This window comes from Methylobacterium sp. J-092 (genome assembly GCF_022829325.1).
GTDB lineage: Bacteria > Pseudomonadota > Alphaproteobacteria > Rhizobiales > Beijerinckiaceae > Methylobacterium.
In genome coordinates this window covers 18322-30309 of sequence record NZ_JAKSXU010000036.1, presented here as the reverse complement: position 1 = coordinate 30309, position 11988 = coordinate 18322, and the positions used below count along the sequence as shown (strand labels likewise).

Annotated in this window: 13 protein-coding genes, 1 tRNA gene and 1 pseudogene; 6 read left to right on the top strand and 9 right to left on the bottom strand. The window is 65.9% G+C overall.

Annotated features, from left to right (window positions below):
• On the bottom strand, positions 1–204 hold a 204-nt coding region (locus tag MKK60_RS01390), incomplete at its 3' end, for a porin (RefSeq protein ID WP_243983583.1).
• Between the two features lie 626 nt (positions 205–830).
• Between MKK60_RS01390 and MKK60_RS01385 the strand changes: the two genes are divergently transcribed.
• A complete protein-coding gene (locus MKK60_RS01385) occupies positions 831–1070 on the top strand; it encodes a hypothetical protein (protein ID WP_243983582.1) in 240 nt (79 codons plus the stop codon).
• Positions 1071–1255: 185 nt separating this feature from the next.
• Here the strand turns inward: MKK60_RS01385 and MKK60_RS01380 are convergent, their stop codons facing one another.
• A complete protein-coding gene (locus MKK60_RS01380; RefSeq protein WP_243983581.1) occupies positions 1256–1537 on the bottom strand; it encodes a hypothetical protein in 282 nt (93 codons plus the stop codon).
• A 156-nt stretch (positions 1538–1693) separates the two neighbouring features.
• Here MKK60_RS01380 and MKK60_RS01375 point away from each other — a divergent pair, with 156 nt between their 5' ends.
• Entirely contained in the window at positions 1694–1897 is a 204-nt protein-coding gene (locus tag MKK60_RS01375; RefSeq protein ID WP_243983580.1) for a hypothetical protein, read from the top strand.
• Positions 1898–2037: 140 nt separating this feature from the next.
• Here MKK60_RS01375 and rhuM read toward each other — a convergent pair.
• From rhuM to MKK60_RS01350, 5 genes and pseudogenes are all read right to left on the bottom strand, one after another.
• Positions 2038–2859 (bottom strand): annotated as a pseudogene (rhuM, locus tag MKK60_RS01370) (RhuM family protein).
• Positions 2860–3378: 519 nt separating this feature from the next.
• Positions 3379–3636: a hypothetical protein gene (locus tag MKK60_RS01365; RefSeq protein WP_243983579.1), complete on the bottom strand. Its 258-nt coding sequence runs from the start codon at positions 3634–3636 to the stop codon at positions 3379–3381.
• 300 nt (positions 3637–3936) lie between these two features.
• Positions 3937–4284, bottom strand: coding sequence for a hypothetical protein (locus tag MKK60_RS01360; protein WP_243983578.1), 348 nt, complete (start codon positions 4282–4284; stop codon positions 3937–3939).
• A gap of 848 nt (positions 4285–5132) precedes the next feature.
• Entirely contained in the window at positions 5133–6020 is an 888-nt protein-coding gene (locus MKK60_RS01355; protein WP_243983577.1) for a hypothetical protein, read from the bottom strand.
• Between the two features lie 164 nt (positions 6021–6184).
• Positions 6185–6260: transfer RNA gene (locus MKK60_RS01350), tRNA-Lys, on the bottom strand.
• A 200-nt stretch (positions 6261–6460) separates the two neighbouring features.
• Here MKK60_RS01350 and MKK60_RS01345 point away from each other — a divergent pair.
• Entirely contained in the window at positions 6461–7525 is a 1065-nt protein-coding gene (locus MKK60_RS01345) for a hypothetical protein (RefSeq protein ID WP_409567346.1), read from the top strand.
• Positions 7526–7676: 151 nt separating this feature from the next.
• On the opposite strand, the gene tgt is transcribed toward MKK60_RS01345, so the two are convergent.
• Together tgt and queA are read right to left on the bottom strand one after the other, a co-directional pair.
• Positions 7677–8816 (bottom strand): tRNA guanosine(34) transglycosylase Tgt, encoded by a 1140-nt coding sequence (gene tgt / locus MKK60_RS01340; protein WP_243983576.1) that lies wholly within the window; start codon positions 8814–8816, stop codon positions 7677–7679.
• A gap of 260 nt (positions 8817–9076) precedes the next feature.
• Complete coding sequence (gene queA / locus MKK60_RS01335) at positions 9077–10162, bottom strand: tRNA preQ1(34) S-adenosylmethionine ribosyltransferase-isomerase QueA (protein WP_147859761.1); 1086 nt, start codon at positions 10160–10162, stop codon at positions 9077–9079.
• 120 nt (positions 10163–10282) lie between these two features.
• On the opposite strand from queA, the gene MKK60_RS01330 reads away from it, so the two are divergent.
• From MKK60_RS01330 to MKK60_RS01320, 3 genes are all read left to right on the top strand, one after another.
• Positions 10283–10525 (top strand): hypothetical protein, encoded by a 243-nt coding sequence (locus tag MKK60_RS01330; protein ID WP_243936028.1) that lies wholly within the window; start codon positions 10283–10285, stop codon positions 10523–10525.
• A 54-nt stretch (positions 10526–10579) separates the two neighbouring features.
• The gene (locus tag MKK60_RS01325; protein WP_243983575.1) at positions 10580–10792 is read left to right on the top strand and encodes a hypothetical protein; all 213 of its coding nucleotides are present in this window, start codon (positions 10580–10582) and stop codon (positions 10790–10792) included.
• Between the two features lie 144 nt (positions 10793–10936).
• Entirely contained in the window at positions 10937–11824 is an 888-nt protein-coding gene (locus MKK60_RS01320) for a cation diffusion facilitator family transporter (RefSeq protein ID WP_147729013.1), read from the top strand.
• The last annotated feature ends 164 nt before the right edge of the window (positions 11825–11988 follow it).

Genomic DNA, 11988 nt, shown 5'->3' with positions numbered 1-11988 from the left:
GGCAGCGTCGAAGCGGGCGCGACCCGAAAGGCGGAGGCAGGTGTCGGTGCCGGGAATGTAGAAGAAGCCGGCGCCGTAGGCGGAGCAGACGCGGACGTACTCGATGGGGGCGGCCTTCTTGACGGGCAAATCGGCAGCCTGTGTGCCGGCGACGGCGGCGAAGCCGGCGGCCGAAGCGAGCAGGGTGCTCTTCAAAAGCGTCATAGATATCTCCAAAAGCTTCGAGACCGGAGGATCGTGTGGTCGCGGGGCGGGGGCCGATCGCGTCACACCTTGTTTTGCGGCCCGCTTTTTGGTGCGGGCTCATCGGGCCCGCTTTTGCGATGCCCCCAGTGCCAAAACACTGTGTGCCAGCCGATCTTCTCGATCAACGTCGAATCTTGGAGTCCGCCGTGGTGCTTTGGGAATGTTGCATCCGCGCAACGCTTTGGTTAGCTGGCGAGCAATCAGGCCAAAAAGGCCTCAGGAAGCACGTCTAAGGGACAGTATATCGTCGTTGATCGAACCTACGAGGCAGCCGCAAGGCGTGTGACCTCTGCTGCGCGGCGCTAAGGAAGGCGAGAGATCGATGCGTTCGACGGTGCCTCGCGCGACGCCTATCCCGGGCGCAACGACACGACGCTATCCAACATCATACGGCGCCGGGCAGCGTCGTCCTGATGGGCCTCGCGATCGGGGGCGCGGCGCTGGCGCTGATCCTGGTGCACTTCCTGATCGGCTGAGGCGGGTCGGCTCGCACCTTCTCAACCGGAAGGCGAGGAACGATCGGATCGTGGCCGTGGTTTCACGCCGTGGCACCGACCCGGTGCGGCAGTAAGGACCCGGCACCGATGACCAAGACCCGTTTCACAGCCTCTGCGATCGCGGCTGCGGCCTTCGGCGCCGTCCTGATGTCGGCCGGTGCCGTCTCCGCCGCGACGCCGGCGCCCGCGCCGAGCCTCGTCCAGCCCGAGGCCCCAATCGTGCAGGTGAGGATGACGCGCCGCTCGATGATGCGCCACCACACCATGCGGCGCCACATGATGCGCCGTGGCGGCGGCCGAACCATCGGAATGAAGAAGGGGCTCTGAATTTCAGACGCGGGGAAGCCTGCCCCCTGACATCGCCTTCGCCCGCCCGGCATCCGCCGCGGCGGGCTCTTTCGTTCTTCGTTAACCAGCCTGCGCTACGTCCCGGCCATCGAAGGGGTTCCTCTGGCCCTGACATCGCCTTAGCCCGCCCGGCATCCGCCGTGGCGGGCTTTTTCGTACCTGTACTACCCTTCGCCCGGATACACTCCGGTCGCCCGCCATATGCGAATTCGCAGCAACCGGATCTGGGCGCGCCGCAGCGCCGAGCCGGCATAGCCCTGAAGCGCTGGATCGCCCGGCAGCCTCAGGATTTTGCGGTTGTTCCGGCAGGTCCGGACAGCTCGGGTGCGGTGCCAGGCGATCTGCTCCGCCAGTGAGGCGCAATCATACCAGCGGTGGAAGCCCTCGACGATCTCGCGGATCTCGGGGTCGGCTTCGTCGGTGAGGTTGGGCTTCTCCATCCGCATCGCGGCTTCCCCTGCGATCTTGGCTGGCACACTCGCTTAGCGAGCCCCCGCGCGCCAGCGGCTTGCGGAGAAACCTTCGGTCAGGATGAACGTATTTGGCTTGGGGACGGGTTCGGAAGGCAGCAGCGGTAGCATTCCAGATTACGGGAGAAGCTGATGGACGGCAGCACGAAGAACGAAGAGGCCGAAGCGATCCGGCTCGGCTGGGAAGCCGGTAAAATCGAGGAGCGCTCGGCGTGCGACTGTCCATACGACCCCAACGCCGTCGGCCTTCGGTTTGCTTGGCTGGACGGCTTCTCGAAGGGCCGCGTCGAGCTAGAGAAAGCGACGGGGACCGAGGCGGCAACCCGGATCCAATAGCTATCGCTGAACGTCGTCTGGCCGGCACATGGACCGCGTAGGCATTCCGCGTGAGGCACTCCCGCCTCACGCTCATTCCTACCCGAGTCGCACTCAGCCCCGCCGGCATCCGCCGCGCGGGGCTTTTTCGTTTCGGCGGCTCAGGCCGGCGGAAGGCGGCGAGCCTCGTTATACCGCTCATGCGCGGTACGGGTCTTGAACAGATCGTACTGCGTCTTAACGTGGGCCTCGACCTGAGGCTTGATGTAGGGGCCAACATAGCCGGGAAACTGGGGTATCTCGTTGAACTTAAAGACCTCATCGATCTTGGCAAGCCACTGCGCCGTAGTCAGCTGCCTACCACGTGCCAGCATGTTCTCGACGTAGACGAAGAATACCTCGCCGGCGAGCATCTGAAGCTTCAGCTCTTCGGGGCTAAGGTAGTTCTTCGCAGTCTTAGCATCCGCCAGCGTCGGACGGCTGTTGAGCTGAGTCGTCATACCCATGCGCTCCTTTGTGCCATCCGCGCGCGCAAGGAGCAGCTACTGTGCCGTCTGCTCACAGGCGGCGTAGTGGAACTTGTCCTGCATCTTTGCGAAGAACTTGCGGATTTCGTCCGATGAACCGTCGTAGTCGCTGGCGACCACCGCCACGCAGTCGCGCACGCGGGCATACAGGTTCTTCTCGTCGAAGCGGATCTCCCGCACCTTCTCGGCGAGGGATTGAGCGGCGACAGGGTCCACGCGCAGTCGCTCCTCATTGAGCGCGTAGCCGTGGACGACGTACTCCTTCAGGATGCGGAAGGCCCATTGGCGGAACTGGATCGCACGAGGGGATTTCACTCGCGATCCGACCGCAAAAATCGCATTAAGGTTGTAGTGAGCGACCGTTCGGGTGACCTCGCGACCGCCTTCTAGGCGGACTACCGCAAAATCCGCGGTAGTTGCCTGTCGGGAGATCTCGCCCTCGGCGTAAGCGTTCATGAGGTGGCGGCCAATCGTGTCGGTGTCCTTCCCGAAGAGTTCAGCGATCTGAGCCTGAGTCGCCCAAAGCGTGTCGCCCGCCACATCGACACCGAAGTCAATCTTGGTGTCTGCGATCTCGAAGGTCGCCTTGGGCGCCTCCAGCTTGTCCGCGAGACCGCGTAGCGCCGACGCGCCTGCATCCCGCACTTTGCCGATCGTCCGCTCGACGAACCCGGGCTTCTTGCTGTTACCATCTCGTGACATCACACACCTCCTGTCGACCTTGGCTGCACAAAAGCACCGACCGGAGGGTGGACGTGTCGACGAGATCGTGTCTTTGATCCCGTTGCCCCGATTGGCCCGGCCCTCTAGCCGATCTGATCAGCTTAGACCGCTCCGAAGCGATTCGGGGCGGTCTTTGCATTTCAGAACTGGAAGCTTGGACCCGACTGTACTTAAGCGCAAGAGAACCACTATTCGCGCCAGCGACCGCTTATCAGAGGTTGTGCGCTACCGTCGATCGTGAGTTGTAATCATTCACCTGTATCCTACCGCGCGACCTCCCACGCCGACAGGCCGCTCTGGCCGGTCCCGGCGGAAGGTCAGGTTCCCGTACCGGACCCAAATGTCGCCGATCGCCTCGACGCGGCGCGCGTTGATCATCAGGCCGCTGCAGTAGTCGACCCGGATCACGCCGACGGTTGGGTGCGCCCCGAACAGGTCCGTGGCTGTCCAGCGCAGGGCGTCGGCGTCCTCGCCGAACTGGTCGAGGAAGTCGATCACTGCCTCGCGCATCTACTTGCCAGCGCGGACCCGTCATGCGCGGACAGGGCGATGTGGTCGGCTTCATTTGCCCCAGGCGCGTTGTTCGAACCCTGAACGTCTGACGGCGCGGGTCGGATCGGTGCTGGTGATGCCATGGGTCTCGCCGGTGTGGGCCGGCGGGGATACGGGCCGAGGCATGGCGCGCAACGCGGTCGTCGGTCGCTATCAGCCAACGCGCACCGGCCAATTGGCCATCTCGTCGGTGAATGGCCCCGATAGCGTGTTCTGCCAGACCTCATTATGGCGCGATCATCGGTCCTCACTCTTCACTCAAAGCATGGCCTCAAGGATTGCCAGCGCAGTCCCTCCGCTATGGCGGACGGTATCGCTTGAGCCCTCTGGCACGATGTCCACGGGATCAGGCGGCAGCATCAGCGCCTCACCAGCTCCGCGGGTCGCTTTCGTCACCACCCGCCAGTCTGGGAGCGCGCATGCCACGGTGATCAGCGCTGCCTCTGTCCAGGCCTTGGCGTCCATGAGGACGGCGAACCGGCCTTTGATGTCGGGATGCTGCTTGCCGGTGGTGGCGAACCAGACCTCAGCGAAGAGCTCGCGCGAGGGGGCCGGCGCATCTGCTACCTTCTCGATCAGGCTGTTGAGAAAGGCCGTGCGATCCATTCTGCCCTCCAATTGCGGCGACCGTGCCATATGGGTGGACGCTGAACAGGAACACCAGAAGGGTGGGGAGCCGCGATCGCGTTACGAGCGCTGCTGAGATGATGCGTTTGCCAGCGGGCGACCGCGCTCTGCGGCTCCGGTGGCTCGCACATCGGCATCACGAGCGCTTAGCGGTCTTCAACCGCCTCGGGTTCGAAGAATGTTACCTCGCGCCACCGGAAGCGGCTGCGTATGGTGGCCGCCGTCGTCGGGCAGTGCGGTATCCAGGGCATTGCGGACGCATAGGACCGTTCGGCTAATCCGACATGACTACGTGATCCGCCTATTACCAGCTTACGCCTGTCTCAGTCGGGCATGCGAATTTGTTTAAATCAACTGTGAAATAACACTTTTTAATCTCTTTCTTGTCATTTTTCTTACCATTAAATTGAGCATCTACGACTTGATTTGTGATTCTTTGAATATACGCGTTGGTTTGAATAGAAAGCGGAATTACACCAAAAATATAAAATCCACATATTAGCCAGATTGGGCATAAGTGAGGCTTCGAAAACATTTCGATACGATTTAAAACAACCGAACTAACTTGAAATCCAAGTAAAAATATAGCAATAGCATAGATTAAATTCAAACTATCCGATCCGCTTATTTTGCCGTTAGACCAATTGCAGCCGTTACCATTAAGTTTCGCAATGTATCAAAAAAGTACTTTATTGCCGCCTGAGTGTCAGTTATTTTCCAAATTGCTGACCATAAGTCTTTGAGCACTGCCAGAATTTGAGAAAGCAATTCACTCACCTTGCCGATTGTACCATTCGGAGCGTATAAAATAAGCTAGATCGAAAAAATTAAAAGTCGCCCCTCGCGACTGGATCATCTCTAATTTCGGCCTGAAATCTTTTCTCTACCACTTTACTTGCTAAACCAAGCTCTTTTATTTTGCAGTGTTGCAATCTTAATGATATAAGAGAATACTGATCATTATCATATCCATGTATTATTTCAGATGAAAGTTCGTGAATAAGCTGCAGCAGTTCGAATGCTTCTATGTTCATCCAGCCATGTCTGATAATGGCGCCTTTCTTTGCAGATGTGATGTCTTCGATATAGATAATAGATATATACAGAGCTTCAAAAAAATCGTCCACCGACGATGGGTTGCTGCTAGAAAGAGCTATTGACGGCCTGAAGTTTGTTATTCCGCATTCGGATTTCGACCACAAGATGTTTCCTGTTTCAGGATTTACGATAGTTGGCTCGGACACCTCAAGCGTACAGGATTTACTTGAATATATATTTCTAGCAATATAATATAGTTCTAAACTAAACTCATCATAAAATTCTTTGGAGCGGACTGCGTCTAAGTTTTTTTGCATGATACTTGTTTGAAGATTGCTTTCCTCTGCGGATCTTTGCATCTCTGCTTTTTGTTCATCTAGTACTCGCCGGGTATCCGCAAGCTCTTCACGCTGAAGGCGTAACTCTTTCCTCTGGAGCTGCGTCGCGACGAACAACCATAGGAACGCCAGGGGGGCAAAAAACCCCGCAAGCACATCGCCGATGCTGTTCAGCGGAAGCCGGCCGGGCGTCGAGCCAGGTGGTTCGAAAAGCGAACCGACTTCTCCCCACCGGTCCCAGAGGACCACGCCGCCGAAGCTGAGATAGATCGCGGTGAGCAAGTACCAGGGCCAAAGCGTGTCGCTTCGAGGCTTCATTTGATCCTGGATTACAGCCATTTCCGCGGGCGATCGTGTTTCATCCGTGTTGCACGGACCAGCCTACGCCCCGCTGTAACTTGTTGTAAACGTTAGGTTCGCGTTGCACACAGTTGCAACACGAAACTTGGTCGCTGCGGGCATGAAAAAACCCGCCAAGTCATTGACCGGGCGGGCTAAAATGGTGGTGAGCGCGTTGGGGTTCGAACCCAAGACCTACAGATTAAAAGTCCGTTGCTCTACCAGCTGAGCTACGCGCTCGCGTCCGCCGTGCGGTCGGCCGCGCGGGCCGGGCCCGGGGGAGGCGTGGGTGGAATAGGGGAGGCCGCCGGACGGGTCAACATGGGCGTGGCCCGCGCGGCGTCGCATCCGGGGCGCGCGGGCGCCGTCGTGCCGCGCGGGCGCCATGGTCTGCTGGCATCGGCGGTCGAACGCCCCCTCCTTGGGCCGGAAGGCCAGCCGTGATCCCTCCCCTCTCCTCCCCGGCGTCGTCCTCCCGCCGCTGGCGGCGCTTCGCCGGGACCTTCGCCCTCGCCGGCCTCGGGGCCGGCCTCGCCGCGATCGGTTTCGTCGCCGTGATGGACCCCTACGGCCTTCGCGCGCGCCCGGGCCGGCCGGGGGCGATCATGGATCGCAACCAGCGCTTCATGTATCCGCGGATCGCCCGCGCGGGCGGGTACGATGCGGCAGTGTTCGGCACCTCGACGGCGCGCCTCATCGACCCGAACGCCCTCGACCGGGCGTTCGGGGCGCGCTTCGCCAACCTGGCCGTCAATGCCGCGACGCCGGACGAGCAGCGCACCCTGGCGCGGCTGTTCCTGCGCCGGAACACCGTGCACGCGGTGCTGTTCGCGCTCGATTCGACGTGGTGCGCCGCCGACGCGCCCCGCCGCACCGCGCATCCGTTCCCCGACTGGCTCTATGCGGAGGGCGCGCCCTGGGGCTGGCTGCGGCAGGTGAACGGGCAGAGCCTCAGGATCGCGGCCCAGGTCGCGCTCAACCGCCTCGGCCTCGCGCCGGCCCGCATCCGCGGCGACGGGTTTTCCGTCTTCACGCCGCCGGAGGCCAGCTACGACCCCGTCCGCGCCGCGCGCCACATCCACGGCGGCGGCAGCCCGCTCGATCCGGAGACGGCCGGCCCGGGCGCGCCTCCCCCGGCCCAGGCCGGCGACGCCATGCCCATGCTCGATGCGTTCGATGCGCTGCTGGCCTCCGTGCCGGGCGCGGCGCGCAAGCTCGTCGCCTTCATGCCGGTCCACGTGGCGGCGCAGGGGGCGGCCGGCACGCCGGCGGGCGCGCGCGAGGCCGCCTGCAAGGCGCGCGTCGCCGCGATCGGCCGGGCGCGGGGGGCGCTGGTGGTGGATTTCCGGCTGCCCTCGCCGATCACGACGCGCGACGAGAACTACTGGGATGCCCTGCACTACCGCCTGCCGGTGGCGGCCCGCATCGTCGAGGGCCTGCAGGCCGCCGCGGAGACGGGGGCGGACGCGACCGACGGCAGCTACCGGGTGCTGGCGCATCCGTGATGCGCCCATGCCGCGTCTGATGGGCGAGGACCGCTTGGGCAGGGCCCCATGAGCAAACGACCCATGAGGTCCGGCGGAGAGCCGGCGCCCGGCCGTCGCGCGGGGCAGGCCTCGATGGGGCGGGCTCATCGCGGCCCGGCATCGCCCGGCCTCAGCCCGCGGCGGCGTCGCGCTCGGCCCGGGCCCAGCCCTCGCGGGTTGCGTCGCAGAACGCGGCGAGGCGGCCCTCGGCGATGGCCGCCCGCATCCCGGCCATGAGGTCCTGGTAGTAGGACAGGTTGTTCCAGGTCAGCAGCATCATCCCCAGGATCTCGTCCGAGCGGACGAGGTGGTGGAGGTAGGCGCGGGAATACGCGCTCGCCGCCTCGCAGGAGGAGGTCTCGTCCAGCGGCCGCGTGTCCTCGGCGTGGCGGGCGTTGCGCAGGTTGATCCGGCCGTGGCGGGTGTAGGCGAGGCCGTGGCGGCCGGCCCGCGTCGGCATCACGCAATCGAACATGTCGATGCCGCGCGAGACCGAGCGCATCAGGTCGTCCGGGGTGCCGACGCCCATCAGGTAGCGCGGCTTGGCCCGCGGCAGGTGCGGCTCCACCGTCTCGATCATGGCGAGCATCACCGCCTGCGGCTCGCCGACCGCGAGGCCGCCGATGGCGTAGCCCTTGAGGTCGAGGCCGGCGAGCGCGCGGGCGCTCTCGACCCGGAGTTCCGGCACGTCGCCGCCCTGCACGATCCCGAACAGAGCCTTGCCCGGCTGCTCGCCGAAGGCGGTGCGGCAGCGCTCGGCCCAGCGCAGGGAGAGGCGCATCGCCTTCTCGATCGCCTCACGCTCGGCCGGCAGGCGCACGCACTCGTCGAGCTGCATCTGGATGTCGGAGCCGAGCAGGCCCTGGATCTCGATCGAGCGCTCCGGCGACATGTGGTGGGCGGTGCCGTCGACATGCGAGCGAAAGGTCACGCCCTGCTCGTCGAGCTTCCGGAGCGCCGACAGCGACATCACCTGGAAGCCGCCGGAATCGGTGAGGATCGGCCCGTCCCAGCGCATGAAGCGGTGCAGGCCGCCGAGCCGCGCCATCCGCTCGGCGCCCGGGCGCAGCATCAGGTGATAGGTGTTGCCGAGCACCACGTCGGCGCCGAGCGCGCGCACCTGGCTCGCATACATGGCCTTGACCGTGCCGGCGGTGCCGACCGGCATGAAGGCCGGCGTGCGGATCGTTCCCCGCGGCATGGTGATCGCCCCGGTGCGGGCTTGCCCGTCGGTGGCGTGGACGGCGAAGGTGAAGTTTGTGTCGGACATGCTGAGGTGAGACGGCTTCCAGGTTGCCTCGGGCAGCGCCCCCTCGCCCCCCAGATCTCGGGCTTGCCCGAGATCTGTGTACCCGGTGCCCAAATCGGGCAAGCCCGATTTGGGTGCGGGAGAGGGTGGCCCGCGAAGCGGGTCGGGAGAGGGGAGCGACGCTTCCGGATACGGCGCTCCCCTCTCCAGACCCCTGTTCACGCAGGGGCCACCCTCCCCCGCGACGGGGGGAGGGAGATGCGCGGTGTCGGTCAGCCCTATCAGACCTGGGCCGGAAACAGCAGGCTCGAATCGCCGTAGGAGTAGAACCGGTAGCCTTCCGCGATCGCGTGCGCGTAGGCGGCGCGCATGGTGTCGAGGCCGGAGAAGGCCGAGACCAGCATGAACAGGGTCGAGCGCGGCAGGTGGAAGTTGGTCATCAGCGCGTCGACCGCGCGGATGCGCGTGCCGGGGGTGATGAAGATCTCGGTCGGGCCGGCGAAGGGGTGGAGGCGCCCGTCCGCGTCGGCCGCGCTCTCCAGCAGGCGCAGCGCGGTGGTGCCCACCGCCACGATCCGCCCGCCCGCCGCCCGCACCGCGTTCAGGCGCTCGGCGGTCTCGGCCGCCAGGAAGCCGATCTCGGCGTGCATGCGGTGGTCGGCGGTGTCCTCGGCCTTGACCGGCAGGAACGTGCCGGCGCCGACATGCAGGGTGACCGTGTGGCGGCCGATCCCGGCGGCGTCCAGCCGCGCCAGAAGGCCGTCGGAGACGTGCAGCCCGGCGGTGGGAGCGGCGACGGCGCCGGGGTTGCGGGCGTAGACCGTCTGATAGTCGGTGGCGTCCCGCGCGTCGGTGGGGCGCTTGCCCGCGATGTAGGGCGGCAGCGGCAGCTCGCCGATGGCGGCGACGGCCTCGTCGAGGGCCGGCCCGGCGAGGTCGAAGCGCAAGGTGATCTCGCCGCCCTCGCCCTTGGCCGCGACGGTGGCGTCGAGGCCGCCGAGCTCGCAGGGCTCGCCGGCCCCGTGCCGGCCGAAGACGACGCGGTCGCCCGGCGCCAGGCGCTTGGCCGGCCGGGCGAAGGCGCGCCAGCGGTCCGGCGCCTCGCGCAGATGCAGCATCACCTCCGTGCGCTGGCCGGGCGCGCCGGGCCGGGTGCGGATGCCGCGAAGGCGCGCCGGGATCACCCGGGTGTCGTTGAAGACCAGGGCGTCGCCCCGGCGCAGCAGGCCGGGAAGGTCGGCGACGCGGGCATCGGTCAGGCCGTCGCCGGGGCGCACGACGAGCAGGCGCCCGGCGCCGCGCGGTTCGGCCGGGCGCAGCGCGATGCTGGCCTCGGGCAGGTCGAAATCGAACAGGTCCACGCGCATGGAGCCCGCACCTGCACCGGCGCGCGCCGGGAATCAATGCGGCGCGGCGTGCGTGGAACCGCGCCGGACCGGCTTCCGTTCACGGCAGGCGCGATCCTCCCGTCTCGACTTGGAGCCTCCATGCCCTGGTACGCCGTGCGTCCCCGCGATCCCGCCGACCCGCGCTGGCCGCTGCCGGGCAAGCCGCAGATCGTGCTCAAGGGCGAGGACCCCGCCGACGCGCGCGCAAAGTTCGAGCAGGCCTATCCGAGCACGCCGTTCGGCACGCCCGCCACCCCGGTCCCCGATGGCGCGGGCGGGTTCGAGGGTGAGGCGGAGGCGCTGATCGTCGAGGAGACGACGGAACCCGCCGCGCCGCATTAGGCGTTTTGCTGAGGACGTTTGACGGCGAGCACCATCGCCTGCGGGGAGGGATGCATGGCGGCGCAGGCGGAGCGGATCACTCTCGACGGGCAGCTCGTCGGCTACTGGGCGCGCGAGGCCGGCCGCCTCGAGGCGCTCGCCGCCGCGGCCCGCTTCGGCTGGCAGAGGCGCCGCCTCCTGCGCAAGGCCGCCGCCGCGCGGGCCCAGGGGGCGCGCAGCGAGGCGCGCGAAGCCGCACGCGCCGACGGGACCGCTCCGGCCGCGTGATCCGCGATAGCCGCGGCTAAGTTCCATTCCCCGCGGTGCAAGGTGTGCTGCCGCCTTGAACCTTTTCCGTGGCCTTGAACCTGTGCCGTGGCCTTGTGCCGGCGCGGTCGATTAAGGCCGCCGGGTCGATCGCCCGGACCCGTCATGAGCCGCACCCAGAAAGCCGCCCTCGCCAGTGCCGTCGTCGGCCTGGTGGTCACGGGGCTGAAGTTCCTCGCCTACTGGCTCACCGGCAGCCTCGCGCTGTACTCGGATGCGCTCGAGAGCATCATCAACGTGGTCGCGGCGCTCAGCGCGTTCGTGGCCCTGCGCGTCGCCGGCCTGCCGGCCGACGACGACCACCCCTACGGCCACCACAAGGCGGAGTTCTTCTCGGCGGTGATCGAGGGGGCGCTGATCATCGTCGCGTCGCTGCTGATCCTGCGCGAGGCGTATTACGGCATCCTGGCCCCGAAGCCCGTCGACGCCCCCGCCCTGGGGCTGGCCATCAACGCCGGCGCCACGGTGATCAACGCGGTGTGGGCGTGGGCGCTGCTGCGCTGGGGCAAGGCCTGGCGCTCGCCGGCGCTGGTCGCCGACGGCCGCCACGTGCTCGCCGACGTGTTCACCTCGGGCGGCGTGCTCGTCGGCGTCGGCCTGGTGCTGGCGACCGGCATCCCCGTGCTCGATCCGGTCGTCGCCGGCCTGGTGGCCCTGAACATCCTGTGGTCCGGCTGGAAGATGGTCCGCGAATCCGTCGACGGGCTGATGGACCGGGCGGCGCCGGGCGAGATGGTCGGGCAGATCCGCGCGCTGATCTCGCTGCACGGCGAGGGCGCGCTGGAGGCGCACGACGTGCGGACGCGCTACGCGGGCCAAGCGACCTTCATCGACTTCCACCTCGTGGTGCCCGGCGAGATGAGCGTGCGCGAGGCGCATGAGATCTGCGACCGGCTCGAGGACGCGCTCGAGACCACGATCCCCGGCGCCGTGGTGGTGATCCACGTGGAGCCGTCCGAGCACGCGAAGTTCCGCGGCGTGCCGGTGCTCTGACCGAGTCCCCTGGCACCGAGTCCCCTGGCACCAAGTCCGCCGGCACCGAGTCCCCTCACAGCAGCTCCCCTGGCAGGATCTCGTGGGCCGGGCTTCCGGGTTCGGAACCCACCGGGACCCGGGGCCCGGGGCGTCTGCGCACTCTGCCACGCCCGCGAATGAAT